General features: G+C 68.4%; 25 protein-coding genes. 12 read left to right on the forward strand and 13 right to left on the reverse strand.

The genetic code is table 11. The features are described 5' to 3' along the window. The first annotated feature begins 84 nt into the window (after positions 1-84). A complete protein-coding gene (gene purM / locus ACY48E_RS03925) occupies positions 85-1,179 on the forward strand; it encodes a phosphoribosylformylglycinamidine cyclo-ligase (RefSeq protein ID WP_462870789.1) in 1,095 nt (364 codons plus the stop codon). A gap of 109 nt (positions 1,180-1,288) precedes the next feature. Here the strand turns inward: purM and ACY48E_RS03930 are convergent, their stop codons facing one another. From ACY48E_RS03930 to ygfZ, 4 genes are all read right to left on the reverse strand, one after another. Next, the gene (locus tag ACY48E_RS03930) at positions 1,289-1,477 is read right to left on the reverse strand and encodes a DUF3073 domain-containing protein (protein WP_462870790.1); all 189 of its coding nucleotides are present in this window, start codon (positions 1,475-1,477) and stop codon (positions 1,289-1,291) included. 80 nt (positions 1,478-1,557) lie between these two features. After that, positions 1,558-2,538, reverse strand: coding sequence for an asparaginase (locus ACY48E_RS03935; RefSeq protein ID WP_462870791.1), 981 nt, complete (start codon positions 2,536-2,538; stop codon positions 1,558-1,560). After that, a complete protein-coding gene (locus tag ACY48E_RS03940) occupies positions 2,535-3,170 on the reverse strand; it encodes an MOSC domain-containing protein (RefSeq protein ID WP_462870792.1) in 636 nt (211 codons plus the stop codon). Before ACY48E_RS03940 ends, ACY48E_RS03935 begins: the two co-directional genes overlap by 4 nt. Beyond that, positions 3,167-4,267 carry a CAF17-like 4Fe-4S cluster assembly/insertion protein YgfZ gene (gene ygfZ / locus ACY48E_RS03945; RefSeq protein WP_462870793.1) on the reverse strand — a complete coding sequence of 367 codons (1,101 nt, stop codon included), beginning with the start codon at positions 4,265-4,267 and terminating at the stop codon, positions 3,167-3,169. The genes ACY48E_RS03940 and ygfZ overlap by 4 nt, the downstream gene beginning before the upstream one ends. Before the next feature lie 105 nt (positions 4,268-4,372). Here ygfZ and ACY48E_RS03950 point away from each other — a divergent pair, with 105 nt between their 5' ends. Continuing rightward, complete coding sequence (locus tag ACY48E_RS03950; protein ID WP_462870794.1) at positions 4,373-5,224, forward strand: aminodeoxychorismate lyase; 852 nt, start codon at positions 4,373-4,375, stop codon at positions 5,222-5,224. Positions 5,225-5,281: 57 nt separating this feature from the next. Here the strand turns inward: ACY48E_RS03950 and ACY48E_RS03955 are convergent, their stop codons facing one another. Continuing rightward, complete coding sequence (locus tag ACY48E_RS03955) at positions 5,282-7,105, reverse strand: AMP-dependent synthetase/ligase (protein ID WP_462870795.1); 1,824 nt, start codon at positions 7,103-7,105, stop codon at positions 5,282-5,284. Positions 7,106-7,499: 394 nt separating this feature from the next. On the opposite strand from ACY48E_RS03955, the gene ACY48E_RS03960 reads away from it, so the two are divergent. From ACY48E_RS03960 to cydC, 4 genes are read left to right on the forward strand one after another with little or no spacing between them, the layout of a single operon-like run. Next, complete coding sequence (locus ACY48E_RS03960) at positions 7,500-8,957, forward strand: cytochrome ubiquinol oxidase subunit I (protein WP_462870796.1); 1,458 nt, start codon at positions 7,500-7,502, stop codon at positions 8,955-8,957. Positions 8,958-8,985: 28 nt separating this feature from the next. After that, the gene (gene cydB / locus ACY48E_RS03965) at positions 8,986-10,026 is read left to right on the forward strand and encodes a cytochrome d ubiquinol oxidase subunit II (protein WP_462870797.1); all 1,041 of its coding nucleotides are present in this window, start codon (positions 8,986-8,988) and stop codon (positions 10,024-10,026) included. A gap of 5 nt (positions 10,027-10,031) precedes the next feature. Further along, positions 10,032-11,696, forward strand: coding sequence for a thiol reductant ABC exporter subunit CydD (gene cydD, locus ACY48E_RS03970; protein WP_462870798.1), 1,665 nt, complete (start codon positions 10,032-10,034; stop codon positions 11,694-11,696). Next, positions 11,693-13,375, forward strand: a complete 1,683-nt coding sequence (gene cydC / locus ACY48E_RS03975; protein ID WP_462870799.1) for a thiol reductant ABC exporter subunit CydC — start codon at positions 11,693-11,695, stop codon at positions 13,373-13,375. Before cydD ends, cydC begins: the two co-directional genes overlap by 4 nt. A 235-nt stretch (positions 13,376-13,610) precedes the next feature. Here the strand turns inward: cydC and ACY48E_RS03980 are convergent, their stop codons facing one another. The 6 genes from ACY48E_RS03980 to ACY48E_RS04005 form a co-directional block, all read right to left on the reverse strand. After that, on the reverse strand, positions 13,611-14,270 hold the full coding sequence (locus tag ACY48E_RS03980) for a heme-binding beta-barrel domain-containing protein (RefSeq protein WP_462870800.1): 660 nt from the start codon (positions 14,268-14,270) through the stop codon (positions 13,611-13,613). A gap of 145 nt (positions 14,271-14,415) precedes the next feature. Next, the gene (locus ACY48E_RS03985; protein ID WP_462870801.1) at positions 14,416-14,718 is read right to left on the reverse strand and encodes a DUF1416 domain-containing protein; all 303 of its coding nucleotides are present in this window, start codon (positions 14,716-14,718) and stop codon (positions 14,416-14,418) included. Next, positions 14,718-15,557, reverse strand: coding sequence for a sulfurtransferase (locus ACY48E_RS03990; protein ID WP_462870802.1), 840 nt, complete (start codon positions 15,555-15,557; stop codon positions 14,718-14,720). The genes ACY48E_RS03985 and ACY48E_RS03990 overlap by 1 nt, the downstream gene beginning before the upstream one ends. A gap of 61 nt (positions 15,558-15,618) precedes the next feature. Beyond that, positions 15,619-16,089 (reverse strand): DUF4395 domain-containing protein, encoded by a 471-nt coding sequence (locus ACY48E_RS03995; RefSeq protein ID WP_462870803.1) that lies wholly within the window; start codon positions 16,087-16,089, stop codon positions 15,619-15,621. Between the two features lie 289 nt (positions 16,090-16,378). Next, on the reverse strand, positions 16,379-16,816 hold the full coding sequence (locus ACY48E_RS04000; RefSeq protein ID WP_462870804.1) for a thioredoxin family protein: 438 nt from the start codon (positions 16,814-16,816) through the stop codon (positions 16,379-16,381). A gap of 31 nt (positions 16,817-16,847) precedes the next feature. Then, entirely contained in the window at positions 16,848-17,618 is a 771-nt protein-coding gene (locus ACY48E_RS04005) for an LmeA family phospholipid-binding protein (protein WP_462870805.1), read from the reverse strand. Between the two features lie 239 nt (positions 17,619-17,857). Here ACY48E_RS04005 and ACY48E_RS04010 point away from each other — a divergent pair, with 239 nt between their 5' ends. The 6 genes from ACY48E_RS04010 (at position 17,858) to pstB (ending at position 23,756) form a co-directional block, all read left to right on the forward strand. After that, complete coding sequence (locus tag ACY48E_RS04010) at positions 17,858-18,652, forward strand: winged helix-turn-helix transcriptional regulator (RefSeq protein WP_462870806.1); 795 nt, start codon at positions 17,858-17,860, stop codon at positions 18,650-18,652. Positions 18,653-18,669: 17 nt separating this feature from the next. Next, positions 18,670-19,560: a mycothiol synthase gene (gene mshD / locus ACY48E_RS04015; protein ID WP_462870807.1), complete on the forward strand. Its 891-nt coding sequence runs from the start codon at positions 18,670-18,672 to the stop codon at positions 19,558-19,560. A gap of 205 nt (positions 19,561-19,765) precedes the next feature. Next, on the forward strand, positions 19,766-20,857 hold the full coding sequence (gene pstS / locus ACY48E_RS04020; RefSeq protein WP_462870897.1) for a phosphate ABC transporter substrate-binding protein PstS: 1,092 nt from the start codon (positions 19,766-19,768) through the stop codon (positions 20,855-20,857). Positions 20,858-20,974: 117 nt separating this feature from the next. Beyond that, the gene (pstC, locus tag ACY48E_RS04025) at positions 20,975-22,042 is read left to right on the forward strand and encodes a phosphate ABC transporter permease subunit PstC (protein WP_462870808.1); all 1,068 of its coding nucleotides are present in this window, start codon (positions 20,975-20,977) and stop codon (positions 22,040-22,042) included. A gap of 4 nt (positions 22,043-22,046) precedes the next feature. Then, positions 22,047-22,967: a phosphate ABC transporter permease PstA gene (gene pstA, locus ACY48E_RS04030; protein ID WP_462870809.1), complete on the forward strand. Its 921-nt coding sequence runs from the start codon at positions 22,047-22,049 to the stop codon at positions 22,965-22,967. A gap of 12 nt (positions 22,968-22,979) precedes the next feature. Continuing rightward, on the forward strand, positions 22,980-23,756 hold the full coding sequence (pstB, locus tag ACY48E_RS04035) for a phosphate ABC transporter ATP-binding protein PstB (RefSeq protein ID WP_462870810.1): 777 nt from the start codon (positions 22,980-22,982) through the stop codon (positions 23,754-23,756). Between the two features lie 104 nt (positions 23,757-23,860). Here pstB and phoU read toward each other — a convergent pair whose 3' ends face one another. Together phoU and ACY48E_RS04045 are read right to left on the reverse strand one after the other, a co-directional pair. Next, positions 23,861-24,529: a phosphate signaling complex protein PhoU gene (gene phoU, locus ACY48E_RS04040; protein ID WP_462870811.1), complete on the reverse strand. Its 669-nt coding sequence runs from the start codon at positions 24,527-24,529 to the stop codon at positions 23,861-23,863. Positions 24,530-24,611: 82 nt separating this feature from the next. Beyond that, positions 24,612-26,387 (reverse strand): LCP family protein, encoded by a 1,776-nt coding sequence (locus ACY48E_RS04045; protein WP_462870898.1) that lies wholly within the window; start codon positions 26,385-26,387, stop codon positions 24,612-24,614. Positions 26,388-26,421 lie beyond the last annotated feature (34 nt).

Consider the following 26,421-nt stretch of genomic DNA (forward strand, 5'->3'; position numbering starts at 1 on the left):
ACCGACTCCGGTAGCGTTGTCGCCGACATCCCGACGCCACCGCCGCGGGCGGCGAGCGAGCAGACAACGGAGCTGGAACAGACGATGACCGACGACACCCACAACTCGGGCGGACGACCATCGGCCGGCGCGTCGTACGCTGCGGCCGGAGTCGACATCGAGGCCGGTGATCGCGCCGTCGAGCTGTTCGGCCCGCTCGCGAAGAAGGCCACCCGACCCGAGGTGGTGGGCGGTCTCGGCGGGTTCGCCGGGCTGTTCGCCCTCAAGGGCGGCTACCGCGAACCGTTGCTCGCCGCATCCACCGACGGGGTGGGTACCAAGCTCGCGGTGGCGCAGGCGATGGACAAGCACGACACCGTGGGCCTGGACCTGGTGGCCATGGTGGTGGACGACCTGGTGGTGTGCGGCGCCGAGCCCCTGTTCCTGCAGGACTACATCGCCGTGGGCAAGGTGATCCCCGAGCGTGTCGCCGAGATCGTCCAAGGGATCGCCGAGGGCTGCATCGAGGCGGGCTGCGCACTGCTCGGCGGCGAGACCGCTGAGCACCCCGGCCTGATGGGCGACGGTGACTACGACCTCTCGGCAACCGGGGTCGGGGTGGTCGAGGCCGACTCCGTGCTCGGCCCCGATCGTGTGCGGCCCGGCGACGTGGTCATCGCCATGGGCTCGTCGGGCCTGCACTCCAACGGTTACTCCCTCGCCCGCAAGGTTCTCCTCGAGATCGACCGCATGTCGCTGAGCGCGCACGTCGAGGAGTTCGGGCGAACGCTCGGCGAGGAACTGCTCGAACCCACGCGCATCTACGCCAAGGACTGCCTCGCACTGGCTGCCGAAACCGATGTTCGAACGTTCTGCCACGTCACCGGCGGCGGGCTCGAGAACAACCTCGGCCGCGTGATCCCGGCCGGGCTGACAGCCGAACTCGACCGGGGGACATGGAGCCCGGCTCCGGTTTTCGCCATGATCGCTCAGCGGGGGCGAGTGGAGCGGGCGGAGATGGACCGAACCTTCAACATGGGTGTGGGCATGGTGGCGGTGGTCGGCGCTGAAGACGTCGACCGTGCACTCGCCGTTCTCACCGCGCGCCACATAGATTGCTGGGTGCTCGGCACGGTGCACACCGCGACGGACGCGTCCGCCGCGCGCGCGGTGCTCGTCGGAGACCACCCGCGGTTCTGACAGCGGTCACAGCTCACACGGCAACAACGCTCACACGGCAACAACGCTCACACAGCAATGCGGGACACCTTCCGGCGTCCCGCATTGCTGTGTGTTCAGCGGTGACCGCTCAGCGGCGGTAGTCGTCGTAGTCGTCGTCCTCGTAGCGCGACGGCTCACGCTCGGGAACTGAACTGCGGTGCGAGTCGGGGGACCCAGCGAGCTCCTTCTGGAGCCGGTCGAAATCCGTGGACGGCGAGCTGTACTTCAGCTCGCGCGCTACCTTGGTCTGCTTTGCCTTAGCCCGGCCGCGGCCCATGGCTAACCCCCTCGCGAGTAGCGGGGCGGCCCGGGAATTTTCGGCGGCCCCGTCAGATTGTCTTCTTCCTGAACGCCACTCTAGCGTGCGATCGCCCGCCCCGCTTGTGCGGCACGGCCCACGACGTCGCTCACCTGAACCTGCCCCACCCTGCGCCCGCCGCCGAACACTCCCGTCGTGGTCAGATCATCAACGCCCGGGGTGTCGACCACCGTCGCCAGCAAGGTCGCGGCCAGTGGGAGCCGGGCACGATCACCGCCGTCGGCGATACGGAACGCGACCGCCCATCCGTCCGGTAGCGCCCCCACGAACACCCCGTCGGCGCCGGATTTCGCCAGCAGACCGGGCGCAGCGGCCATCAGCACGGCATCGGCCATGCCCGTGCCGGAGATCAGCACCGGGTGCGCGCGCATCGCGTCGGCCACCGACCGCTCGTGGCTACCCGGCTCGGCCGTGACGAGCGTCGCGAAGGAGCGCGCCAGACCGGTCAACGACGCCGGAACGATCGGCAGCCCGCACCCGTCGACAGCGAGATCCGACTCCGGCGCCCCCGTGAGCTCACGAACGGTGTCGGTGACCGCGACCTGGAGCGGGTGCGACGGCTGCGTGTAGGTCTCGAGAGGAAAGTCGGCGGCCTGGCACGTGGCGAGCATGGCGGCGTGCTTTCCGGAGCAGTTCATGAACAGCGGCGACTGCTCGAAACCCGCTGCCATCACCTCCACCCGGGTGAGCTCGTGCCCGGGGTACGCGGGTGGGCACTGCAGGTGGTCGGCGGTCAGGCCATTGCGATCGAGCAGGCCCTGCACCACCCGCAGGTGCTCGCGCTCACCTTCGTGGGAGGCGGCGGAGATGGCGCACTCGTCGGTGGAGACCGGCTCGAACCCGCAGCGCAGCATGGCCGTCGCCTGAAGAGGCTTGCTGGACGAGCGGGGCAGGATCGGAGCGTCGACCTCGCCGAGCGAGACGACCACCGCACCCGATGGGTCCAGCACCACCACCGAGCCGTGATGAACGCACTCCACCACTCCGGAGCGGATCACCTCGACCACGGGCACGCTCATCGGGCCAGCTTCGCACGGGCGTATCGGTAGACCTTGTCGCCGAGATCGGGTTCGGCCAGCAGGGCCTCGAGCTTGCCGCGGTCGGTGCCGACGAACAGATCTCGGACCGTGCACCCGTGGGAGGGCACCCGGCTCACTCGAATCTCGTCGCCCGCTGCCACCGTGCCCTCCTGCAGCACCCGCAGGTACGCCCCGACATCACCGCGACGGGTGAAGCGGGTGACCCACCGCGGCTCGCCCGCCCATCTGGCGAAGGTGCCGCACGGCACCCGTGGACCGGCCACCTCGAGGACCGTGGTGCCGACCTCCCAGAGCGATCCGACCACCGCGTCGGTGACGGCTATCCCGGTGGTGCGCATGTTCTCCCCGAACCATCCCGGTGGCAGATCGCGTCCGAGCTCGTCGGCCCATCGTCGGGCCTCCTCGGCCGAGTAGGCGTACACGGCCTGATCGACGCCACCGTGATCGGCGGTATCGATGCATCGATCACCGTCCACACCGACTCGCCCGACGTACACCGAGCCGGCCACCGGACGCTTGTCGATGGCCGTGTCGCCGTACACCGTCGACAGTGGTTGCAGCTGTGCGACAACACATATCGCGTCCAGCCGCCCGGTCAGGACCCGGGTCATCGGCCGCGGAGCTTCTCGATCGCTGCGCGCCCGGCCTGAACCTCGGTGTCCGCGTGGTAGGAATCGGGATCGATCGACGCGGCGCAGGGGCCGGCCTCGAGTACGGTGTCGACAGGGACGGCCCGCTTGATCAGGGCCAGGGCGATCGGTCCGAGTTCGTAGTGGTCGACCACCGTACCCACCCGTCCCACGGCCCGTCCGGCGGCGGTGACCGCGTCACCCGGCTCGGGTCGCCCGTCGGCGGATCCGTCGAGGTGCAGCAGTACCAGCCGCCGTGGTGGTCGGCCCAGATTGTGCACGCGCGCAACCGTTTCCTGACCGCGGTAGCACCCCTTGTCCAGGTGCACCGAGCCGAAGGTCTCGACCCCGCCGATCCAGTCGACCTCGTGGGGGATGGTGCGCTCGTCGGTGTCGATGTCGACTCGTGCGCGCACGGCCGCCACCCGCAGCGCCTCGTAGGCCCAACTCCCTGCTGCCACCGCCCCGGCGGCGACGAGGCGATCGAACCACGCGCTCAGGTCGGCGCGGGGGATCAGCAGATCGATGGTGTCGTGATCGGGCCACGGCATCCGGCGGGCCAGACCGCCCTCGGCGAGGGCCACCGCGTCGTACGGCTCGGCGGGCACGCTCTGCCCGGTCTCGGCCAGAACGGCCCCGGCCTGCGGGCCCAGAAGTGTCAGCATGGCGTAGTCGGACGCGTCGGTGACGGTGACGTCGGCCCAGAACACCATGCGGGTGAGGAAGGTGCGCAACGGATCACCGTGCGCGGCGTCGGTGTCCATCCACGTGACCCCGGCGAGATCGGTGAGCGTGAAGTGATGCTCCACGCGGCCGTTGGCGTCGAGGCTGGTGTTCTCGGCGGAGTGACCGTCGGCGAGGTCGGCCACGTGCTGACTCGAGATCGTGTGCAGCCACGTCAGCCGCTCGGACCCCGCCAGCGAGATCAGTGCCCGGTTGGATCGGTCGACCACTGCCGCCGTCGTGGCTGCGGCCCGCTGTTCGCGCAACGGGTCACCGTAGTGCCACGCGGTGCCGACATCGGGTGACGAGTCGGGGGAGGCGACCGCGCCGGGACGGCTGAGCAGAGAATCGGTCACCCCCCGAGTGTGTCACGGGTGGTCGGCGCAGGTGGCGCCGACGGGGCGTATCGGTGCGGCCGGCGCCGACGGTGACGGCCGGTGCGGCTGGCCTACGATCCGTGCATGTCGATACGCGTGCTGGTCACCCTGGACGGCGCGGTGCACGACCCGGACGTGCCACTTCTGATGGCCGACGATCTGGCCGCGGTCCGAGGCGACGGCATTTTCGAGACCGTGCTGATCCGCGACGGGCGTCCCCGCTGGCTCGGGGCCCACCTCGATCGGCTCGCACGGTCGGCGCACATGCTCGACCTGCCCCGCCCCGACCTCCCCGCCTGGACGGCCGCGGTGGACGTGGCCTGCGGCGAGTGGGGAGTGTCGGAGGAGGGGTTGATGCGGCTGCTGCTCAGCCGCGGACGTGAGGGGGGTGGGCCCCCGACCGCCTTCGTCACTGTCGGCCCGGTCGCGGACCGTGTTGCCCGTGTCCGCTCGAGCGGGATCTCGGTGATCACGCTCGAGCGCGGCTTCACCCCGTCGGCGGCAGTGGAGATTCCGTGGGCTCTGCTGGGGGCCAAGACGCTCTCGTACGCCACCAACATGGCCGCGTTGCGGCACGCGCAGTCCCGAGGGGCCGACGACGTGATCTACCTGGCCGCCGACGGCACGGTGCTCGAGGGACCGCGCTCGTCCGTGGTGGTCGTTCGTGGTGACGAGATGATCAGTCCGCCGGCCGAACTCGGCATCCTCCCGGGTACCACCGTGGACGTGATGTTCCCGCATGCACGAGAAGCCGGCTTCGTCTGTCGCCGCGCACCGCTCACCACCGCGGATCTGCACGCAGCGCAGAGCGTCTGGCTGGTCTCCTCGATCACGCTCGCCGCCCGCGTCCGTGATCTCGATGGAACACCTCTGCCGCCCCACACCGGCGACGAGCGCGTGCGCGAGGTGATCGAGCGCGCAGTCGCAGCCGGGTAGGGCGGCAGGGTTTGTCGAACTGCAGGGTTTGTCGAACTTCAGGGGTTGTCGAGCGGATCAGGCGTAGAGGCTCTCGATCTCGGCCGAGTACTGCTGCTGAACCGGTGCCCGACGAACCTTGAGGGTCGGGGTCAGCTCGTTCCCGCCCGGTGCCCATGCATCCGGAACGATCTTGTACTTCTTGACCTGCTCGGTCCGGGACAGGCGAGCGTTCGCCGTTGCGACACCCGCGTCGATCGCTGCCACGACAGCCGGGTCCTTCGACAGGGCGGCCGCATCGTCGATGGTCCGGCCCTCCTTGGCCACCAGAGCCGAGGCCGCGACGACGTCGAGAGCCACCAGAGCGACCAGGTACGGCTTGGCGTCGCCGATCACCACCACCGACTGCGCGATGGGCAACTCGTTCTTGATGGTGTTCTCGATGAACGACGGCGACATGTTCTTGCCGCTCGCGTTGATGATGATGTCCTTCTTGCGGTCGACGATCCGCAGGTACCCGTCGGCGTCGATCTTGCCGATGTCACCGGTGGAGAACCAGCCGTCGGCGTCGAGGACCTCGGCCGTGCGCTCGGGGTCGTTGCGGTACCCGCGCATCACCACCGGACCGCGCACCTTGATCTCCCCGTCGTCCGCCAGGGCCAACTGGACCCCGGGCACAGGCTTGCCGACGGTGCCGATGCGGATCGCGTTCGGTGGGTTGACGGTGGTTCCGGCGCAGGTCTCGGTGAGCCCCCAGACCTCGACGATGGTGATGCCCAGCGCCGCGAAGAACTCCAGCGTCTCGGCGGCGATGGGCGCGGCTCCGGAGTACCCGAGACGCAGTTCGTCCAGGCCCAGCGCGGAACGGATCTTCGCCAGGACCACCTTGTCGAGCACGGACAGCACGGCCGTCTCGACGCGACCGAGCCGACCGCCGTTGCGAACCTTCTTCAGACCCAGCTTCAGCGCTGTGGAGCCGAGAGCGCCCACCACCGCGTTCGGCGGGTTGTCGAGCTTCTCCATAACGCCGAAACGGATCTTCTCCCAGATCCGCGGCACACCGAGCCACAGGTTGGGTCGCACGGCCGGGAGTGCGGTGGCGATGGTGGTGGGATCGGCGACGAACGTGACCTGGCAGCCGAGGACCATCGGCATGTAGTGACCGATGAGGCGGTCGGCGATGTGCGCCGAGGGCAGGTAGGAGATGACCCGCTCGCCGGGGACCGCCTTGGCGACGGCGTTGAAGGCGTGCACGACGGACAGGATGTTCGAGTGCGTGAGCTCGACGCCCTTGGGGGTGCCGGTGGTTCCGGAGGTGTAGATCAGGGTCACCAGGTCCTCCGGCGACACCTGTGCGGACGCCGCGGCGAGGTCGAAGCCCTCGGGTGTACGGGAGGCCAGGTCGGCGTAGGCGATCTCGTCGTCGCCGCTCGGTGTTGCCGTCTCGGTGGCGGAGTCGAGCACCACCAGGTAGGACCATGACGCACCGCTGGCCTTGATGATCGGCAGGAACGCCGCCTCGGTCACGAGAACCTTGGCGCCGGAGTGGCCCATCAGGTACGCGAACTGCTCCGGGCTCGAGGTGTTGTAGATCGAGAAGGGCGTGGCGCCCAGGTGCATCGCTGCAGTGTCGACCAGGCTGAACTCGGGGCGGTTCCGCAGCATCAGACCCACCACGTCACCGTGGCCCACACCCAGACCCGCCAGGCCGCCCGCGATCTCCTCCACGCGCAGCGCGTACTGCCGCCACGTCAGTGAGGTTCCGGTGTCGGCGCTCTTGAGCGCCACGGCGTTCGGGTGCGCGGCGACGGTTGCTCGGAACGCGTCGACGATCGTGCCGGCCTGTGGGCCGCCTGCCCCCGCGGAGCCGACATTGCCTGTGTGGGTGAGTGATTCGGTCATAGCCTCTTCCGTGTTCGGGCCGATATCGGCGCGTGGTCGATATTCCAGGACGGCGACATGTCAGAACGGCAACATGTCTGGACGCTGCGTGATCGCTGGCGTTACCGGAATGCCCGACGTGGCGCGGGTTGAAACCAACACCCACAGAAGAATCCCCCTGGCCGACGCGTACTCCCACCCAGCGTCCTCCCCGTCGAAGGTAACACGAGTCGTGGCAGTGCGGCCCCCGGCCCTCGGCTCTCGGTCGTCGCCGTGGCCCGGTTCGCGAGTGTTCACGGTCACTGGTAACGGTCGCCACATCGGCCCGAAAAGGCTCGTGTACTACTACCTGTAGTAGTAGCGTTCTTCGCAGGTGAGGACCCTCATCTGACCTATGCGAAGGACCGGCGGGACCATGGACGCTCTCGATGTCTCACGGTGGCAGTTCGGCATCACCACCGTCTATCACTTTCTCCTCGTGCCACTGACCATCGGCCTCGCGCCGATGGTGGCCGCCATGCAGACCATGTGGGTGGTCACCGGCAAGGACCACTGGTATCGGCTGACCAAGTTCTTCGGCAAGCTCTTCCTGATCAACTTCGCACTCGGCGTCGCCACCGGCATCGTCCAGGAGTTCCAGTTCGGCATGAACTGGAGCGAGTACTCCCGCTTCGTCGGTGACGTCTTCGGCGCCCCGCTCGCGCTCGAGGGCCTGGTGGCGTTCTTCCTCGAGTCGACGTTCCTCGGGCTCTGGATCTTCGGATGGAGCCGCCTGCCGAAACTGGTGCACCTGGCGACCATCTGGATGGTTGCGATCGGGGTCAACGCCTCCGCGTTCTTCATCATCGCGGCGAACTCGTGGATGCAGCACCCGGTGGGAGCGAGGTTCAATCCCGAGACCGGCCGCGCGGAACTGACCTCCATCGTCGCGCTCCTGACCAACAGCACTGCGCTGGCGGCGTTCCCGCATGCGGTCGCGGGCGCGTTCATCACCGCGGCCACCTTCGTCGCCGGGATCTCCGGGTGGTGGATGGTTCGCGCGGTCCGTCGTGGCGATGCCACCCTGGCACGCACCATGTTCCGCCCGGCCGCTCGAATGTCGTTCGTCATCATGATGATCTCGGGTGTCGCGCTGGGAGTCACCGGCGATATTCAGGGCAAGCTCATGTTCGAGCAGCAGCCGATGAAGATGGCATCGGCGGAGTCGTTGTGCGACACCGAGACCGGCGCATCGTTCTCGGTGCTGACCATCGGCACCCACAACAACTGCGAGAGCGTGGTGCACCTGATCTCCATCCCCGGTCTCACCTCGTTCCTGGCCAAGAACGATGTGGACGCAACCGTGCAGGGCGTCAACCAACTTCAGGCGCAGTACGAGCAGCAGTACGGCCCCGGCAACTATCGGCCGAACCTGTTCGTCACCTACTGGGCATTTCGAATGATGATCGGGTTGGCCGCCGGCTCGGCAGCGCTCGCGCTGATCGGCCTGTGGCTCACCCGCGGTGGGCGCGTGCCGGATCAGAAGTGGTTCGGGCGGCTCTCCATCGCAGTGATCCCGACGCCGTTCCTGGCCAACAGTGCGGGCTGGATCTTCACCGAGATGGGCCGCCAGCCGTGGATCGTCGCGCCCAATCCCACGGGCATCGACGCCATTCGGCTCATGGTCGATCAGGGTGTCTCCGATCATCCCGTCGCCCTGGTGCTCACATCGCTGATCACCTTCACCACGCTCTACGCCGCCCTAGGCGGGGTGTGGCTGTACCTGATGCGCCGCTACGTGATCGCCGGTCCGTCCGAGCACGACGCGCACCCGCACGAACCCGAATCCGACGACCACACGGACGAGACGCGACCGCTCTCGTTCGCCTACTGAGCACCGTCACGGAAGGCAAGGATTCATCATGGGACTCCCCGAATTCTGGTTCGTGGTCGTGGCGCTGCTGTTCATCGGTTACTTCGTGCTCGAGGGTTTCGACTTCGGCGTCGGGATGCTCATGCCGATACTCGGTCGCGGCGACACCCCCGCCCACGCCGAGAAGCGGCGCCGCACCGTGCTCAACACCATCGGCCCCGTGTGGGACGCCAACGAGGTGTGGCTGCTCACCGCCGGCGGTGCGCTGTTCGCGGCCTTCCCCGACTGGTACGCCACCATGTTCTCGGGCTTCTACCTGCCGCTCCTGCTGATCCTGGTGGCGTTGATCCTGCGCATCTGCGCCATCGAATGGCGCGGCAAGATCGACGACCCGGTGTGGCGCAAGCGTGCCGACCTCGGCATCGGCATCGGCTCGTGGGTGCCCGCCGTGCTGTGGGGCGTGGCGTTCGCGAACGTGGTGCGCGGGGTGGCGATCGACGTGGACAAGCAGGTCACCAGTGGGTTCTTCGACCTGCTCAACCCGTATGCACTGCTCGGGGGACTGACCACGCTCTCGCTGTTCGCACTGCACGGCGCGGTGTTCATCGCCCTCAAGACCGACGGCGAGGTGCGCCGCGACGCTGCCGCCATGGCCTCGGCGCTCTCGGCGCCGGTGGCGATGATCGTGGCCGGATTCGCCCTGTGGACTCAGATCGCGTACGGCAAGACCTGGACGTGGGCGTTGGTGATCGCGGCCGCCGCCGCGCTGGTCGCGGTGACGGTCCTGACCCGGCGGGGACGGGAAGGGTGGGCCTTCGCCGCCACCTGCATCGTCGTCGCCGGTGCGGTGACCCTGCTGTTCGCCTCCGTCTTCCCGAACGTCATGCCGTCCACCACCGACCCGGCGTTCTCGCTGACGGTGAGCAACGCGTCGTCGAGTTCCTACACCCTCGGCATCATGAGCTGGGCCGCCCTGGCCATCACCCCGGTGGTGTTGATCTACCAGGGCTGGACGTACTGGGTGTTCCGCCGCCGCATCTCGGTGCCGCAGATCCCCGATTCGATCGGTCTGCCGGCGTCGGGTAGGTGAGAGCGGTGAGCACCCCACGCCGCGGCCCGATCGACCCACGTCTGTGGCAGCGGTCGGGCCCGGCGCGGCGCTACTTCGTGGCGTCGCTGGTGTTGTCGTTGGTGCAGACGGCCACCATCATCGTGGCCGCGCTGATGCTCGGTCGCATCGTGGCCGGTGTGATCACCGATCCCGGCGCCCGCAGCGTCGGGGCGTGGGGCACCGAGATGGCCGTACTGGCAACAGCATTCGCCGTCCGTGTAGGAGCGACGTGGCTGTCCGCGCGCATGGCGTTCCGGTCGTCGGCGAGGGTGATCGAGACCTTCGAGCGCGAGGCCGTGGCCGCCGCTGCAGCGGCTCGGCCGCGCACCCTCGATTCCCGACGGGTGGAGTGGGCGTCGGTGATCACCCGCAGCCTCGGTGATCTGCGGCCCTACCTCACCGGGTACATCCCGGCTCTGATGGCCGCGGTCACCGTGACGCCGATCGTGGTGGTGGTGATCGCCCTGACCGACACCGTGTCCGGGCTCATCGTGGCGGTCACGCTGCCGCTGATCCCGCTGTTCATGGTGCTGATCGGCTTGCTCACCGCCGGTCGCTCACAGCGCAGCCTGGCCACCATGGCGCGGCTGTCCGAACAGCTGCTCGACCTCATCGACGGTCTGCCCACCCTGCGCGCCCTGGGGCGCGAGTCGGGACCGCAGGAGCGGGTGCGTGAACTCGGCGACGCGCACCGCCGCACCACGATGGCATCGCTGCGCGTGGCGTTCCTGTCGTCGATGGTGCTCGAACTCCTGGCGACACTGTGCGTGGCCCTGGTGGCAGTGTCGATCGGGCTGCGGCTGGTGTTCGGCGACATGGCTCTCGAGGCGGGCATCGTCGCGTTGATCCTCGCGCCCGAGGTGTACCTGCCGTTGCGCACCGTGGGCGCGCAGTTCCACAGTGCGCAGGACGGTCTCGCCGCGGCCGAGCGGGTGTTCGAGATCCTCGACGCCCCGGCCGCTCGGGCTCGGGACGGTGGAGCGGCCGCTCCTGCGCCCGGACCCATCGTTCTGGCAGGTGTCAGCGTGGCGTCGCGATCGGGGTGCGCTCCCGAGAACCTCGGTGCCACGTTCGAACCCGGACAGCTCACGGTGCTCACCGGCGACAACGGCAGCGGCAAGAGCACGGCGCTCGCGGTGGTCCTGGGACTCGCCGAGCCGAGTGCCGGCAGCGTCAGCGTGGCGGGAACACCGCTGTCGCAGCTCGATCGCGAGCAGTGGTGGTCGTGCGTGACGTGGCTTCCGCAGCGCCCGGCGGTGGTTCCGGGAACACTGCGCGACAACCTCGACCTGGGCCGACGAGGGACGGTGGCCGACCTTGATCGAGCATGTGCGGCAACAGGATTCGACCAGGTTCTGGCTACCTTCCCGCATGGGTGGGACACCGTGGTGGGCCGTGGGGGCGAAGGGCTCTCGCTCGGTGAGCGGCAGCGACTTGCCCTCACCCGCACCCTGGTGTCCGACCGACCGGTGCTGCTGTTGGACGAACCGACCGCGCACCTCGACGACGACTCCGCTGCGCGAGTGCTGGCCGAATTGGTCGCCCTCGCCCAGCGCGGGCGAACCGTGGTGGTGGTGGGCCACACACCGGCGACACTCGCCGCCGCCGACGCGGTGGTGGCCGTGCACGCAGAGCAGGTACCCGCATGAGGCTGATCGGATTGCTCGAAGTCGAGCGTCGGCGAGTGCTGTACGCGATCGCCGCTGGTGTCGGTGCGCTGGGCAGCGCCGTCGCGCTGGCGGCGCTGTCGGCCTGGCTGATCACCCGCGCCTGGCAGATGCCCCCGGTACTGGACCTGTCGGTGGCAGTGGTGGCCGTGCGCGCCCTGGGCATCTCCCGCGGACTCCTGAGATACCTCGAGCGCCTGGCCACCCACGACCTTGCACTGCGCGGCACCACGGTCGCCCGCACCCGCATCTACGAGCGGCTCGCCCGCGGCGACAGCGCAACCCTGCTCTCGATCCGTCGCGGTGATCTCCTGGCGCGGACCGGAGCCGACGTCGATGCTCTCGGCGACCTCGTGATCCGCGCCGTCGTGCCCACAGCCGTCGCCGCCGTCGTCTCCACCGCCGCGGTCGCGGTGGTGGCTGTTCGCTCGCCCGGCTCGGCCGCGGTGCTCGCACTGGCTCTCCTTCTCGCCGGTGTGCTCGCACCGCTCGCGGCGGCGAAGGCCACGGAAGCAGCCGAGTCAGCCGCCTCGGCAGCACGCACCGACTTCACCGCCGCGGTGACCACGGTGCTCGACCACGCATCCGAGCTGCGGGTGGCCGGGCGTCTCGACGATGCCCTGGCCCTCGCCCACCGAGCGCAGTCCGAGGGATCGCGACGCGCGGATCGGGCGGTGCGACGCGCCGCGTTCGCCACTGCCGCCACCCCGCTCGCCATGGCGGTCTCGGTGCTGGGCGCACTCGCCTTCTCCGTCACCGCGATGGGTACCGGCAGCGGCTTCTCCGGGGGCACCGACCCCATGTCGTTCGCCATCATCGTGCTGCTGCCGCTCGCCGCCTTCGAGGCCGTCGGCGCGCTGCCCGCGGCGGCCACCGCGCTCAACCGCGCCCGCGCAGCGGCGACCCGCATCGATGCCCTCGTCGACGGCCAGATCGCCGACGCCGGACCGACCGGTGAACCGGCCGATACGACGCTCGTCGCTCGCGGTCTACGGTGTCGGCGGCCGGGCTCGGCGGTCGTGACCGATCCCGTGGAGATCACCCTGGCCCCCGGTGCGCGAGTGGCCGTGGTCGGCCCCAGCGGGTCGGGCAAGACGACCCTGGCGGCGACCCTGGCCGGCCTGGTGGCCCCGCAGAGCGGCAGCGTGAGCCTGGGCGGGACCGACCTCGCCGCCGTCGATCCGCAGTACCTGCGGCGCACGGTCACCTTCTTCGCCGAGGATGCCCACCTGTTCGAGACCACCGTGCTCGAGAACCTGCGGGTGGCGCGGGGAGATCTGGAGGCCGAGCAGGCGCGGCGGGTGCTCGAGCAGGTCGGTCTCGGCCCCTGGGTCGCGGGGCTGCCCGACGGGATCGACACCGTTCTGGACGGCGGTGCCCGCGCGGTCTCCGGCGGACAGCGTCGGCGGCTTCTGCTCGCCCGTGCCCTGGTCTCGGCGGCACCTGTCCTGATCCTCGACGAGCCCACCGAGCATCTCGACGACCAGTCCTCGCGCGCGCTGCTCGGCGAGATCCTCGGGTCGGAATCGCCACTGCTGCACACCGATCGCGCGGTCCTGGTGATCACTCATCGGCCCGTTCCCGCGGGCGTGGACACCGTGACTCTCACATCCGCGACGCACCGGAAAAATCCCGTTGCCGCGCCCGTGACCTCCGCGTAGCGTGGTCGCTACACGAGGAAGGAGGTGGTCTGGAATTGAGTAGATCTTGGACACGTGAGGTGGCTGCCAGCTAGCCGCAACCGCTGACGGAACGCTTTCCGCGCGAGCGGCAGGCTATTTCCAGGCAGCTACCCGACCCCCGAGCCCCCGGTCCGTCCAGACCGGGACCCCCGACCACCCACCCCCGGTGGCGCGGCGGTACGGCTCGGGGGTCGTCGTGTTTCTCGGGGTGCCGTCAGCCGATCTGGCGGGTCAGGCGCGCGGAGAGTCGGGGGCGCAGGTCGCCGTCCGCACCCACTCGTTCCTCGACGTACGCGAGATCCCCACCGTCCACGATGCCGTAGAGCCGCTTGGCGCCACCCATCAGAGCGGCGGAGGTGGAGCGAATCACCACGTCGGTGGCCAGCTCCCAGGACGACTGGTTCAGCGCGTGCCCGTAGTACAGCTCCACCACACCCGATGCATGGGTGAGCAGTAGCTCGATGGTCTCCTCGTTGTCGGAGCCTGGCATGCCGTCACCGCTGACTCGCCAGAAACCCGATTCCCGCAGGTCCGGACCCTGGTACCCACCGTCCTCGCCGAGACGCCACGACCGCGACTCCCACGCCAGGTAGGGACCGCCGTCGTGCTTGACCACGATCTGCTGCCCGAACGGGTAGTCGACGCCCGTATCGGGGTCGTGGCCCTCCCCGTCACCGCGCCACACGCCCACCAGGGGCAGCAGTGCCAGCACGGCGGGGGACAGGTCCGGGCCCAGACGAAGGTTCGCCGTGTCCGCGGGCGCCGGTAACCCGTCGAACTCGGCGATGTTGAGCGCTGCACTCGCCCGGGCGCGATCAGCCGCGCGGGCGACCGCCTCGGACCCGCTGGGAACCGGGTTGCCCGAGTCGGTCACCTGTCCGTGTCGACGACCAGCCGGTACACGGCGTAACCCGCGAACCAGGTGATGAGGAGCGACGCCAGGACCAGGAGTGCTTCGAAGAAAATGACCACGCGCAGATTCTACCGTTCGCCAGTGGGTGGAGTGGGTGACGGCTTGCTCAGCCGACGGTGACGTCTACCTCGTACACGCCGGTTCCCTCCGGAGCGACGGCACTCTGGCCATTGCCGCCGGCGGAGAGGGCACGCACCGTCCACGAACCCGGTGCGGCGAAGAAGCGGAAGTCACCGGTGGCCGAGGCGACCACCTCGGCGGTGAACTCCCCGGAGCCGTCGAGCAGGCGAACGAACGCACCGCCCACCGGCTGACCGTCGGCCGCCAGGACGCGACCGGTGATCACCGTCTCCTTCTCCACATCCACGCCCGCGGGCAGGGTCTGGCTCTGAACGGGTGCTCCACACATTATTTTGCTTCCCCCAACTCGATCGGTGCGCCGACCAGCGAACCGTACTCGGTCCAGCTGCCGTCGTAGTTCTTGACGTTCTGATGGCCGAGCAGCTCGTGCAGCACGAACCAGGTGTGCGAGCTGCGCTCGCCGATACGGCAGTACGCGATGGTGTCCTTGCCGGTGTCGAGGCCGGCCTCGGCGTAGAGAGCGGCGAGCTCGTCGTCGCTCTTGAAGGTGCCGTTCTCGTTGGCGGCCTTCGACCACGGCACATTGATGGCGGTGGGGATGTGGCCGGGGCGCTGGCTCTGCTCCTGCGGCAGGTGCGCGGGTGCGAGGATCTTGCCGGTGAACTCGTCGGGGCTGCGCACATCCACCAGGTTCTTGGTGCCGATGGCGTCGATCGCCTCGTCGCGGAACGCGCGAATGCTCAGATCCGGTTCGGCCGCAACATAAGTGGTGCTCTCGCGTACCACGGTGTCGGTGCTCAGCTCGCGGCCCTCGAGCTCCCAGATCTTGCGGCCGCCGTCGAGGAGCTTGACGTCGGTGTGCCCGTAGAGCTTGAAGTACCAGTAGGCGTAGGCGGCGAACCAGTTGTTGTTGCCGCCGTAGAGCACCACGGTGTCGTCATTGGAAATTCCCTTGGCGGACAGCAGATCCGAGAACTGCTGACGGTCGACGAAGTCGCGTCGGACCTGGTCCTGCAGGTCGGTCTTCCAGTCGAGCTTGACCGCACCGGCGATGTGGCCGCCGTCGTAGGCGGAGGTGTCCTCGTCGACCTCGACGAGGACGACGGAGGGTGTGTCGAGGTTCTGCTCGACCCAGTCGGCAGAGACCAGCACGTCGGAGCGGGTCATGGTGTTCCTTTCAGGCGAAACGGTGATGGGGGAAATGGTGACGAGGTGAAGTTCGAGGGAATCAGTTGCTGCGACGCAGGCGAGCGACGAGCGGGTAGATCTTGCAGCCGAGGCAGAAGTCGAACGCCGCGTTGAGGAATGCGGCGAACAGCGCGAAGCCGGTCGCGACGTAGCCCACGGCCGTCAGGCCGGTCGCGAATCCTAGGGTGCCGACCACGGCGAACAGCAGGCCGACGAGCTGGGCGAAGCGCACCGGAGCCACCGGCTCTCGTTCGGTGGCAGGCGACAGGCGTGGCGCGACGAACCGCGCGAAGATGCGGCCATAGGGGCTGGCGGCGGGTCCGATGAACGCACCGAGAGTGAACGCGACGCCCTGCAGCGCGAGCAGGACGGCGGCCGCCGTCGGCGAGAACGTCGACAGGGCGAGGACGATCACCAGCACGGTGGTGGTGATCCAGGCGCTGAACCGAGGGCCGCGTACGTCGATCTGCGGTCCGGCGGTGGTGGTGGCGGAGTTCTGGGTGGTCGTCATGGCGGGACCTCGCATGAGTGTGGGGTGTCCGGTGGAGGAGATCTCAGGTGTTTGCAGCGCGCATCGTGCCTCGGCAGTCGGCTGCGGGGGTACGACGTCGATGGTGGGAGGACGACGGGACGATCGCCCGTTACGTCAGGAGCTCACCGATCGAGGATGGCCGCGCTTGGGCGACAGCGGCAGGAACAGCCCCCGAGGCGGCACAGGTCGACCGTGCGGCGGCGGGTGAGCAGAAGCTCGCGGGGGGCGGTCACGGGCAACAGGCTACCCTGCCCGGCCCCGGCGACAACTATCGCCTGATCCGGGCGGCTTCGACGGCCGGCGAGAGGTCCTGCGCGGACGGCACCCCGGAGACCCGGAACCGCTCGGCCAGCTCGGCGTCGAGCACGAAGGTGGTGGGCAGGCTCATCACCCCCATGATGCGAGCGAGGTCGGGGTTGGCGTCCATGTCGACCTCCACGTCGACCGTGGGATCGGCGGCGCCGGCCACCACCTCGGCGACGACCCGGCGGACGGCGACGCAGGGCCGACACCACGACGCCGAGAAGTGCAGCACCGTCACCGCGCCCTCGGGCACCCCTGCGGCCAGCAGTTCCCTCGTGCGCGGACTGTCGGCGGCGTGGTCGACGACGCGCGAGGAACGCACCCGTCCGTCGCGGTGGCGCAGCCAGAATCCGACGACGGTGGCCAGTACCAATACGACCACGACGATTGTGATTCCGGTCATAGCGCTGCCGCCCCTCCGATCAGCGGGCCGCTCACCGGGTGCGCACCGCAGCGGTGTCGACCGTGATGTTGCGCGCCGTCCCGCCCACCACGATCCGCCCGCCTTCGGCGTAGACGATCGTCGGCGTGATCCCGAACGGGAGGGACTGTCGATCGACTGTTCTGGTGAACAGCGCGAGAACAGCAGGCTTCAGAAGATCGGGAACCGTGAAATCGGCATTGCCGCGGGGCCCGAAATACAGATCGGTGGCCACGATCGAGACCTTGTCGCCGTCGAGGCGCAGTTCCGCCGTCACCGACACCGCCGCCGACACGGGCCCGACGGGGACCGTCCCACTCAGCACCACCGCCCCCTTCGATCCGGCCACCTCGTTGGCACCGGACGTCGAGTCCGTCGGTGGCGGTGGGGAAACCTGCAGGTCGGGAATGGACAGGAAGCGTCCGAGCTCCGTGGCGTCGATCCGCACCCGTGCGTCGAGCTGCTCGACGGGAATGGTTCGCACCGATCCGTTCAGCAGATCGGACGCCGGAACGCGAACCCCGCGCAGCGTCGCCTCCACGGTGGTCTTGTCGAGGTATTCCGTGGGCACGTCGTCCGCTCGAATTTCGATCCGGTCGTATTCACCCTTGGCAACCTGCGCAAGAAATGGAAAGCCATAAATGGTCACGGCCGGATCGGAGGTGAGTCCGCCGTCCGCTCGCAACTCGCGCGAGAGCCGGTATTCGCCGTAGGCGGCGGCTCCGAAGTCCACCCCGACTCCGATCGCGAGGACGACGACGATCCCGAGGATCAGTTTTCGCACGTGGCACCTCTGCTGGGTCGCTTGGTGGTCGCCCGAGGTTGATCGCAGGCGGTTCTCGCAGGGAGATGGGCGGTACTCGTCGACGGTACCGGCCGTCCTCACGCTAGTCTGTGACCCGAGAACGATACGAAATCGTCTCGCCTCGGCAACGTCGCCGTCGCGGGATACCGGCTGGTGAATCGATTCGGCAGGTGAGTCGATTCAGCGGTCAAGTGATTCGGCAACGGATTGGAGGCGACGTGGAACTGCTTCTGTTGACCTCCGATCCCGACCCCGATTCCGTTCTGCCGTCGCTGTCCCTGCTCGCCCACACCGTGCGGCCCGCGCCCACCGAGGTCTCGGCTCTACTCGAGGCCGGTGCCGCCGACGTGGCCCTGGTCGATGCGCGCACCGATCTCGCCGCTGCACGCGGCCTGTGCCGCCTCCTCGGGAGCGCCGGCTCGGCTGTTCCGGTGGTGGCCGTCCTCACCGAGGGTGGTCTGGTGGCCGTCAACGCCGAGTGGGGTGTCGACGACGTACTGCTGCCCACGACCGGCCCCGCCGAACTCGACGCTCGTCTGCGGCTGCTGGTCGGACGCCGCGGTGGGGTCGCCTCGCCCGAGGCGTCGGGCAAGATCACCCTGGGGGAACTGGTGATCGACGAGGGCACGTACACCGCACGGCTGCGCGGACGACCCCTGGATCTGACTTACAAGGAGTTCGAACTCCTGAAGTACCTCGCCCAGCACGCCGGCCGGGTGTTCACCCGCGCCCAACTGCTGCAGGAAGTGTGGGGATACGACTTCTTCGGCGGAACGCGCACCGTGGACGTGCACGTGCGTCGTCTGCGAGCCAAGCTGGGCAGCGAATACGAGTCGCTCATCGGCACCGTACGCAACGTGGGGTACAAGGCCGTGCGTCCCAGCCGAGGGTCGAGCAAGCTCGGCGGGCAGGACTTCTCCGGCGACGAGGACGAGCCGGGGGATTCGGGCGACGCAGCGTCGGTGGCCCTGTCGGAGTCCGGGGTCACCCCGTCCGACGCCCCGAACCACTGACCTGCCAGGCTGACCCCATGGAGTCACCCCGGTTCTCCGACGCCCCCCTGACCGCAGCCGACATCGTGGCCGTCGAGGCCCTGTTGGCGGCCGGCGCGGCCTCCGACGGCTCCGCACCGCTGTCCGAACAGGGCATCCGGGTGGTGACCGGGGACGCCGACTCCGCCCACATCCTCGCGGTCGACAACGACGTGGTGGTGGGCATCGCGGTGGTCCTTCCCGGTGACGGTGAGGGGATGGGCGAGGTGGCGGTCGCCCCCGCGCACCGGGGTCGAGGCATCGGGACCGCGCTCGTGAGCACAGTGCTCGGGTCGGTCACCCGCGTCTGGGCGCACGGTAATTTGCCTGCGGCACAAAAGGTCGCGTCCAAGCTGTCGCTGCACCCCGTGCGTGAGCTCTGGCAGATGCGTCGGCCGACCGTCGACGCCCTCCCCGGCGTTCCCGAGCGCCAGGATGTGCTCCTGCGCACGTTTCGACCCGGCGACGAGGACGAGATCCTGCGCGTGAACAACCTCGCGTTCGCCTGGCACCCCGAGCAGGGTGGGTGGACCCGCCGGGACCTCGACGTCCGCTTCGCCGAGCCCTGGTTCGATCCGGCGGGATTGTTCGTGGCCGAGAATCGCGTCGGCGGCGGGTTGGTGGGCTTTCACTGGACCAAGGTGCACGAGCCCGATCCCGAAGCGGGAGAGGTGAATTCGCTCGGTGAGGTCTACGTCGTGGCGGTCGATCCCGCCGCGCACGGGCGTGGGCTCGGCAACGCGCTCACCCTGATCGGTCTGCACCACCTGCGCGGCGTCGGCCCGGCGGTGTTGCTCTACGTCGAGGCCGACAACACCGCCGCCGTGCACACCTACCGCGGCCTGGGTTTCACTCGGTTCCACACCGACGTGGCGTACGCGAGGGTGTGACCGGTCGCGGGTGGGTCTGTTCACCTTCCGTTCACCTATCCACGGCATTCCGTCCATCGACACCCCCTAACTTCAGCACCGGGCCGCCCCTCGGGCGGCTCGGTGTGCTCGCCCAGCGATCACGTCCAGGTCGTTCGTGCTCGGCTCGCGGCCGACGCACTCTTTCCGGAGGAAACAGGTGAAATTCCATCGCAGCGCAGCCGTCATGGCAGCGGTGTCCCTCGGCGCCATGGCTCTCGCAGGCTGTGGCTCCGACAACAACGCACAGTCGACCGGCGTCGACACCTCGAAGTCGACCGCGACGTGCGAGGGCAAGGCCAATCTCTCGGCCGCCGGATCGTCCGCACAGAAGAACGCCATGGACTCTTTCGTCGCCACGTACATCAGCGTGTGCCAGGCCAAGAACAAGACCGTGAACGTCGCGTACAACCCGAGCGGTTCGGGTGACGGACGCACCCAGTTCATCGCCAACCAGATCGACTTCGCCGGCTCCGACTCGCCCATCAAGGGCGATCAGAAGACCCAGGCGGCTGCCCGGTGTGTCGGTGGCGAGGCCTGGAACCTCCCGCTGGTGTTCGGCCCCGTCGCCCTGGCGTACAACCTCGACGGGGTGGACAACCTCGTTCTCAACGCCGAGGTGACCGCCAAGATCTTCAACGGCGGCATCAAGACCTGGAACGACCCGGCCATCGCCGCGCTGAACCCCGGCGCCACGCTGCCCGACGCGCCCATCACCTCGATCCACCGTTCGGACTCCTCGGGCACCACCGACAACTTCCAGCAGTACCTGACCACCGCTTCGAAGGGCGCCTGGACCCAGGGTGCGGGCTCGGACTTCGTCGGTGGCGTCGGTGAGGGTGCGAAGGGCTCGGCCGGTGTCGCTCAGGCCGTCGCGTCCGCTCCCAACTCGATCACCTACGTCGAGAAGTCCTTCGCTGATCAGAACAAGCTGAAGAAGGCCAAGATCGACAACGGCAGCGGACCGGTCGAGCTCACCGTCGACACGGCCACCAAGGCCATCGAGGGTGCAACCTTCGCGGGTTCGGGAACCGGTGACCTCACCCTCGACCTGAAGTCCATCTACGGCACCTCGACCGCAGGTGCGTACCCGTTGGTGCTGGCCACCTACGAGATCGTGTGCTCGAAGGGCTACGACGCCGAGACCGCCGCCGCTGTGAAGTCGTTCCTGACGAGCGCAGCGAACGAGGGTCAGACCAACCTGGCCGAGCAGGGCTACGTTCCGCTGCCGACCGACTTCAAGGAGAAGCTGACGGCATCCATCGCCGCCATCAGCTGACGCCGAACGGGGTCGACGCGGCCGACGTGGCGCAGGGTCCACAGCCCACCCACACCCGACGGTCGCGTCGACACCCGACACGCACTACCGTTTCACCGAGAAGAGAAGCGAGCGCCCATGAGTGACGCGCCAACCCAGTCGGTCCACCGCTCGTCCGCGGCACGCGGGAACTCGAGTGCGCAACCGCCCGGAACCACGGAGGCATCCATCAGCACCATCGAGGCCCCCCCGACAGGCACCGAGCAGAAGGCGCCGAAGCCCGTCGTGCGACCGGCCGACCGCATCTTCTCGACGCTGGCGAGCGGCTCGGCGGGCCTGATCACGGTGCTGATCGCCGCGATCGGTGTGTTCCTCGTCTGGCGCGCGGTACCGGCGCTGAGCCGCAACGAGGCTAACTTCCTCACCTCGCGTCAGTGGTTGACCACCAACATCGACCAGATGGCCTTCGGTGTACTCGATCTGTTCCAGGTCACCGCGATGGTCGCCCTGTTCGCGCTCGTCCTGGCCATGCCGATCGCCCTCGGTATCGCGATCTTCCTCACCGAATACTCGCCCAAGCGCCTTCGCGGCCCACTCGCCTACATCATCGACCTGCTCGCCGCTGTGCCGTCCATCGTCTACGGCCTGTGGGGTCTGCTCGTGCTCGCACCGGCGATCAAGCCCGTCGCGGTCTGGCTCAACGACAACCTCGGATGGCTGTTCCTCTTCAGTGACGGCACGGGGTCGGTGACCGGTGGCGGCACCGTCTTCACCGCCGGCATCGTCCTGGCCGTGATGATCCTGCCGATCATCACCGCCGTCACGCGAGAGGTGTTCATCCAGACCCCCACCTCGCACATCGAGGCGGCGCTCGCGCTCGGTGCAACCCGCTGGGAAGTGGTCAAGATGACCGTGCTTCCCTTCGGCAAGTCCGGATACATCAGTGGGTCGATGCTCGGTCTGGGTCGCGCACTCGGCGAGACGATCGCCCTGTATCTGATCCTGCGCACCACGGCGGCGCCGTTCGGGTTCTCGCTCTTCGACAGCGGGTCGACCATCGCGTCGAAGATCGCCCTCGGCTACGCCGAGTTCAACAACGACATTCAGGCCGGTGCCTACATTGCGGCCGGTCTGGTGCTGTTCGTGCTGACCTTCGTGGTCAACGCCGGGGCGCGCGCCGCGGTGGCCGGCAAGAAGAAGGACTGATCCGATGACGCAGACCACGACGATCGAGCCGCTCGATCAGCCTGTCAAGGCCCCCACGTTCCAGGGTGTGAGCGGCCGCCGCCGCCTCAGCGACATCATCGCGACCGTGCTGGTGACCCTGTCCGTCCTGATAGCACTCGTGCCCCTGGTGTGGGTGCTCTTCACGGTGATCGCGCGCGGATTCGACGCCATCACCAGCCCCACCTGGTTCACCAACTCGCTCAGCGGCCTCACCTCCGCCAGCTCCGGTGGCGGCGTCTACCACGCCATCGTCGGCACGCTCATGCAGGGCGCGGTGTGCGCGCTGGTGTCCATCCCGCTCGGCCTGTTCGTCGCGATCTTCCTCGTCGAGTACGGCGCGGGAACGCGGCTGGGCAAGGTCACCACGTTCATGGTCGACATCCTCAGCGGTGTGCCGTCGATCGTGGCCGCGCTGTTCATCTACGCGCTGTGGATCGCCACCTTCGGCTTCCCCAAGTCCGCGTTCGCCGTCTCGCTCGCCCTGGTGCTGCTGATGGTTCCCGTCGTGGTGCGCAGCACCGAGGAGATGCTGCGGATCGTGCCGCAGGACCTGCGGGAGGCGTCGTACGCGCTCGGTGTTCCCAAGTGGAAGACCATCGTGCGCATCGTGCTCCCCACGGCCCTGCCCGGCATTCTGACCGGCATCATGCTCGCCCTGGCCCGCGTGCTCGGCGAGACCGCACCACTGCTGATCCTCGTGGGCTACGCGCCCTTCATCAACACCGACCTCTTCGGTGGGGAGATGGGCTCGCTGCCGGGCGTCATGGTCGCCGAGACCAACAACCCCACCGACGCCGGCGCCGACCGCATCTGGGGTGCGGCGCTCACGCTGATCCTGATCATCGCCCTGCTCAACGTCGTCGCCAAGCTCATCGGACGGTTCGCAGCCGTCAAGGGAAAGTAGAGGAAACCGATCATGGCGAAGCGCCTCGATCTCAAGGACGTCAACATCTACTACGGCAAGTTCCACGCCGTGGCCGATGTGGGCCTGTCGGTACCCCCGCGCAACGTCACCGCCTTCATCGGCCCGTCCGGTTGTGGCAAGTCCACGGTGCTGCGCTCGATGAACCGTATGCACGAGGTGACCCCCGGCGCCCGTGTGGAGGGCTCGATCCTGCTCGACGGCGAGGACATCTACGGTGCCAGCGTCGATCCCGTCGGCGTTCGTCGAACCATCGGGATGGTGTTCCAGCGTCCCAACCCGTTCCCCACGATGTCGATCAAGGAGAACGTCGTCGCCGGGCTCAAGCTCGCCGGTCGCCGCTCCCGCAGCGAACTCGACGAGATCGCCGAGCGTTCGCTCAGGGGCGCGAACCTGTGGAACGAGGTCAAGGATCGGCTCGACAAGCCCGGTGGCGGCCTCTCCGGTGGACAGCAGCAGCGTCTGTGCATCGCCCGCGCCATCTCCGTGCAGCCGGACGTGCTGCTCATGGACGAGCCCTGCTCGGCCCTCGACCCCATCTCCACGCTCGCGATCGAGGATCTGATCACGGAGCTGAAGAAGGACTTCACCATCGTCATCGTCACGCACAACATGCAGCAGGCCGCCCGTGTGAGCGACCAGACGGCCTTCTTCAACCTCGAGGCCACCGGTAAGCCGGGTCGCCTCGTCGAGATCGGTTCGACGGAGAAGATCTTCTCCAACCCCACCGAGAAGGCGACCGAGGACTACATTTCGGGGCGCTTCGGATAGGCACGATCGGCCGGTTCACGACCCGGCCGCTGCTCACGACTCGGGCCCCCGGCGATCTCGCCGGGGGCCCGAGTCGTGCGTGAGGTTCTCTCGCGTGGTGGCGCTCAGCTCGCGGCCGGGGTCTCCTGCTCGGCGACGGGAGTGCCGGTGACCAGGAAGACGATGCGACGACCGACCTCGACGGCGTGATCGGCAAATCGTTCGTAGAAACGGCCCAGCAGGGTGACGTCGACAGCGGAGGCGACACCGTGCTTCCACTCCCGATCCATCAGCACGGTGAACAGGTGACGGTGCAGATCGTCCATCGCCTCGTCCTCCTCGTGCAGGAGGGCAGCACGCTCGGGGTCGCGAGTCTCGAGCACCTCACTGGCCGCGTGGCCGAGCGAGACCGCAATTCGGCCCATCTCGGCGAAGTAGCCGTTGACCTCCTCGGGGAGGGCATGGGCGGGGTGGCGGCGCCGCGCGATCTTGGCAACGTGCAGGGCGAGGGCGCCCATCCGCTCGATGTCGGCGACGATCTGGATCCCCGAGACCACCGAGCGCAGGTCGCCGGCAACCGGCGCCTGGAGGGCCAGCAGAGCGAATGCGCGCTCCTCGGCGGCCGCGCTCAGCTCCGTGATGCGATCGTGGTCGGTGATCACCTGCTCGGCGATCTGGAGATCTGCCTGCAGCAGGGACTGGGTGGCGCGCTCCATGGCAACACCTGCCAGGTCGGCCATCTGGCTCAGCAGGTCGGCCAATTCGGTCATCTGTTCGGTCATCACCACGCGCATGTCGAAGATTTTACGTGCATGCGCACCTGGTCACCGCGCAACGGCGGTGAACGTGTGGTGAATGCGCGGCCACACGTGGTGGTCAGGAGCAGGTGGTGTCGCCGGCGTTGGTGACGGTGAGATCGCTCGGCAGCGGGATCGGCGTGGTACTCGTGGCCGGTGCGGTGCTGGTGATCGCCGGGAGAGCCTCACCGGCGGGGGTGGGAGCAATGACTCGGCCGGTGAAGTTGGTCCCCAGCTCCACCTCGACGACGCCGCCGAGATCGGCGGTCTCCTGCAGAACTGCCGAGGGCAGACTGCTCGCCACGGTGGCCGCGGCCGCATCCTGGCCGGGTCCGTACCGGACCACGGTGCGCGCGATGCTCTGCTGGGCGGTATCCGCGCCGACGATCTGGAACCCGTAGGTGGAGAGGTTGTTCGCGGTGGTGGTGGCGCTGCCGACGGTGCCGGTGCCGTTGAGAACCTGCACGGACACCTCCGACGGGTCCATGGCGATTCGCGCCGGGGGTGCGGTGGGGGTGGTCGGGGTCGCCGGGGAGGTCGCTGTGGTGCTGCTCGGCTCGGCCCGCTTCTCGCCCGGCAGCGGTTGATCGTTGATGATCGCCTCGAAGATGTCGGTGATGTCGGACTTACGAGGGATCTCGTTGCCGGCCTCGTTGGTTCCCGCGGTCGGCACCGTCAGGAAGGTCACCGCCCCGGCCGCGACCCCGCGCAGCGACTTACCCAGTGTCAGCAGATCCGAGGTCTTGACGTTCTCGACGAACGTGTCGGCGGTGAAGGCGTTGACGAAGCCGTTGAGCTTGCCCGGATCGAAGAGGACCTTGTTCGAGAGCACCGAACGTAGCAACGACGACAGGAACAGCTGCTGCCTCTTGATGCGCCCGTAGTCGCCGGTGCCCTCGGCCTCGACCTTGCGGGCACGCACGTAGCTCAGTGCGGTCGCGCCGTTGATCAGCTGGTTGCCCGGCGTGGGGAGAATCGTGCCGAGCTCGCCGTCGATCAGCGGCGCCGTCACGCACACGTTGACCCCGCCCACCTCGTTGACCATCGATTCGAAACCGGCGAAGTCCATCCCGACGAAGTGCCCGATTCTCAGACCGGACAACTTCTGGATCACCTTGACCAGGCACTTCGGCCCGCCCAGGGCATACGTGGCGTTCAGCTTGTCGCCGTCGGCCGCAGGGTAGGTGTCGGTGGTGTACTGGCCGGTGTTCGAATCCCATGCCTGACACTGCGGGCGTGAGACGTCGAGGTCACGCGGGAAACTCACCGCTACCACCCGGCTGCGATCGGCGGGGATGTTCACCAGCATGATCGTGTCGGAGCGCGAACCTTCGGCGTCGGCCGTGGTGCCGGCGCCCACCTGCCCACTGGCGCCGGCGCGGGTATCGGTACCGACGATCAGATATGTCTCGTCGCCGTACTGGCCCGGCGCGTCGACCACGTCGGTCGAGTCGGGATCGAGTGCCGCCACCTGGGCGAATGCGTTGTCCGTTGCGCGTAGGTACGACCACACCACACCCGTGAACACGAGTGTCGTCACCGAGACGAGTGAGACGAGCACCCGTCCGACCGTCCGATAGCGGCGACGCTTGCGGGCGCGACCAGCAGCCAGGCGTGTGGGTGCGGCAGCCGGCGAACCGGCCTCCGGAGATGCGGGCGCCGGCTCGTCGGCGACCGACGGGATGACCGCGGTGGGCTTGTCGTCCTCGGAGTCGTCGTGCTGGTGGTCGGGGGGGACGGCAGGCGCCGCAGGCTGAACGGGAAGGGCCTGCGACGGTGGGCGCACGGCCGGGAGGCTGACGGTGGAGAGCCCACGTTCCCAGGGTGCGCGGCGACCCGCGCCGGGCGTACCCATACCCGGCCCGTCATTCTCAACCACGCTGTGACCT

The sequence above is a fragment of the Rhodococcus sp. AZ1 genome, assembly GCF_054979605.1.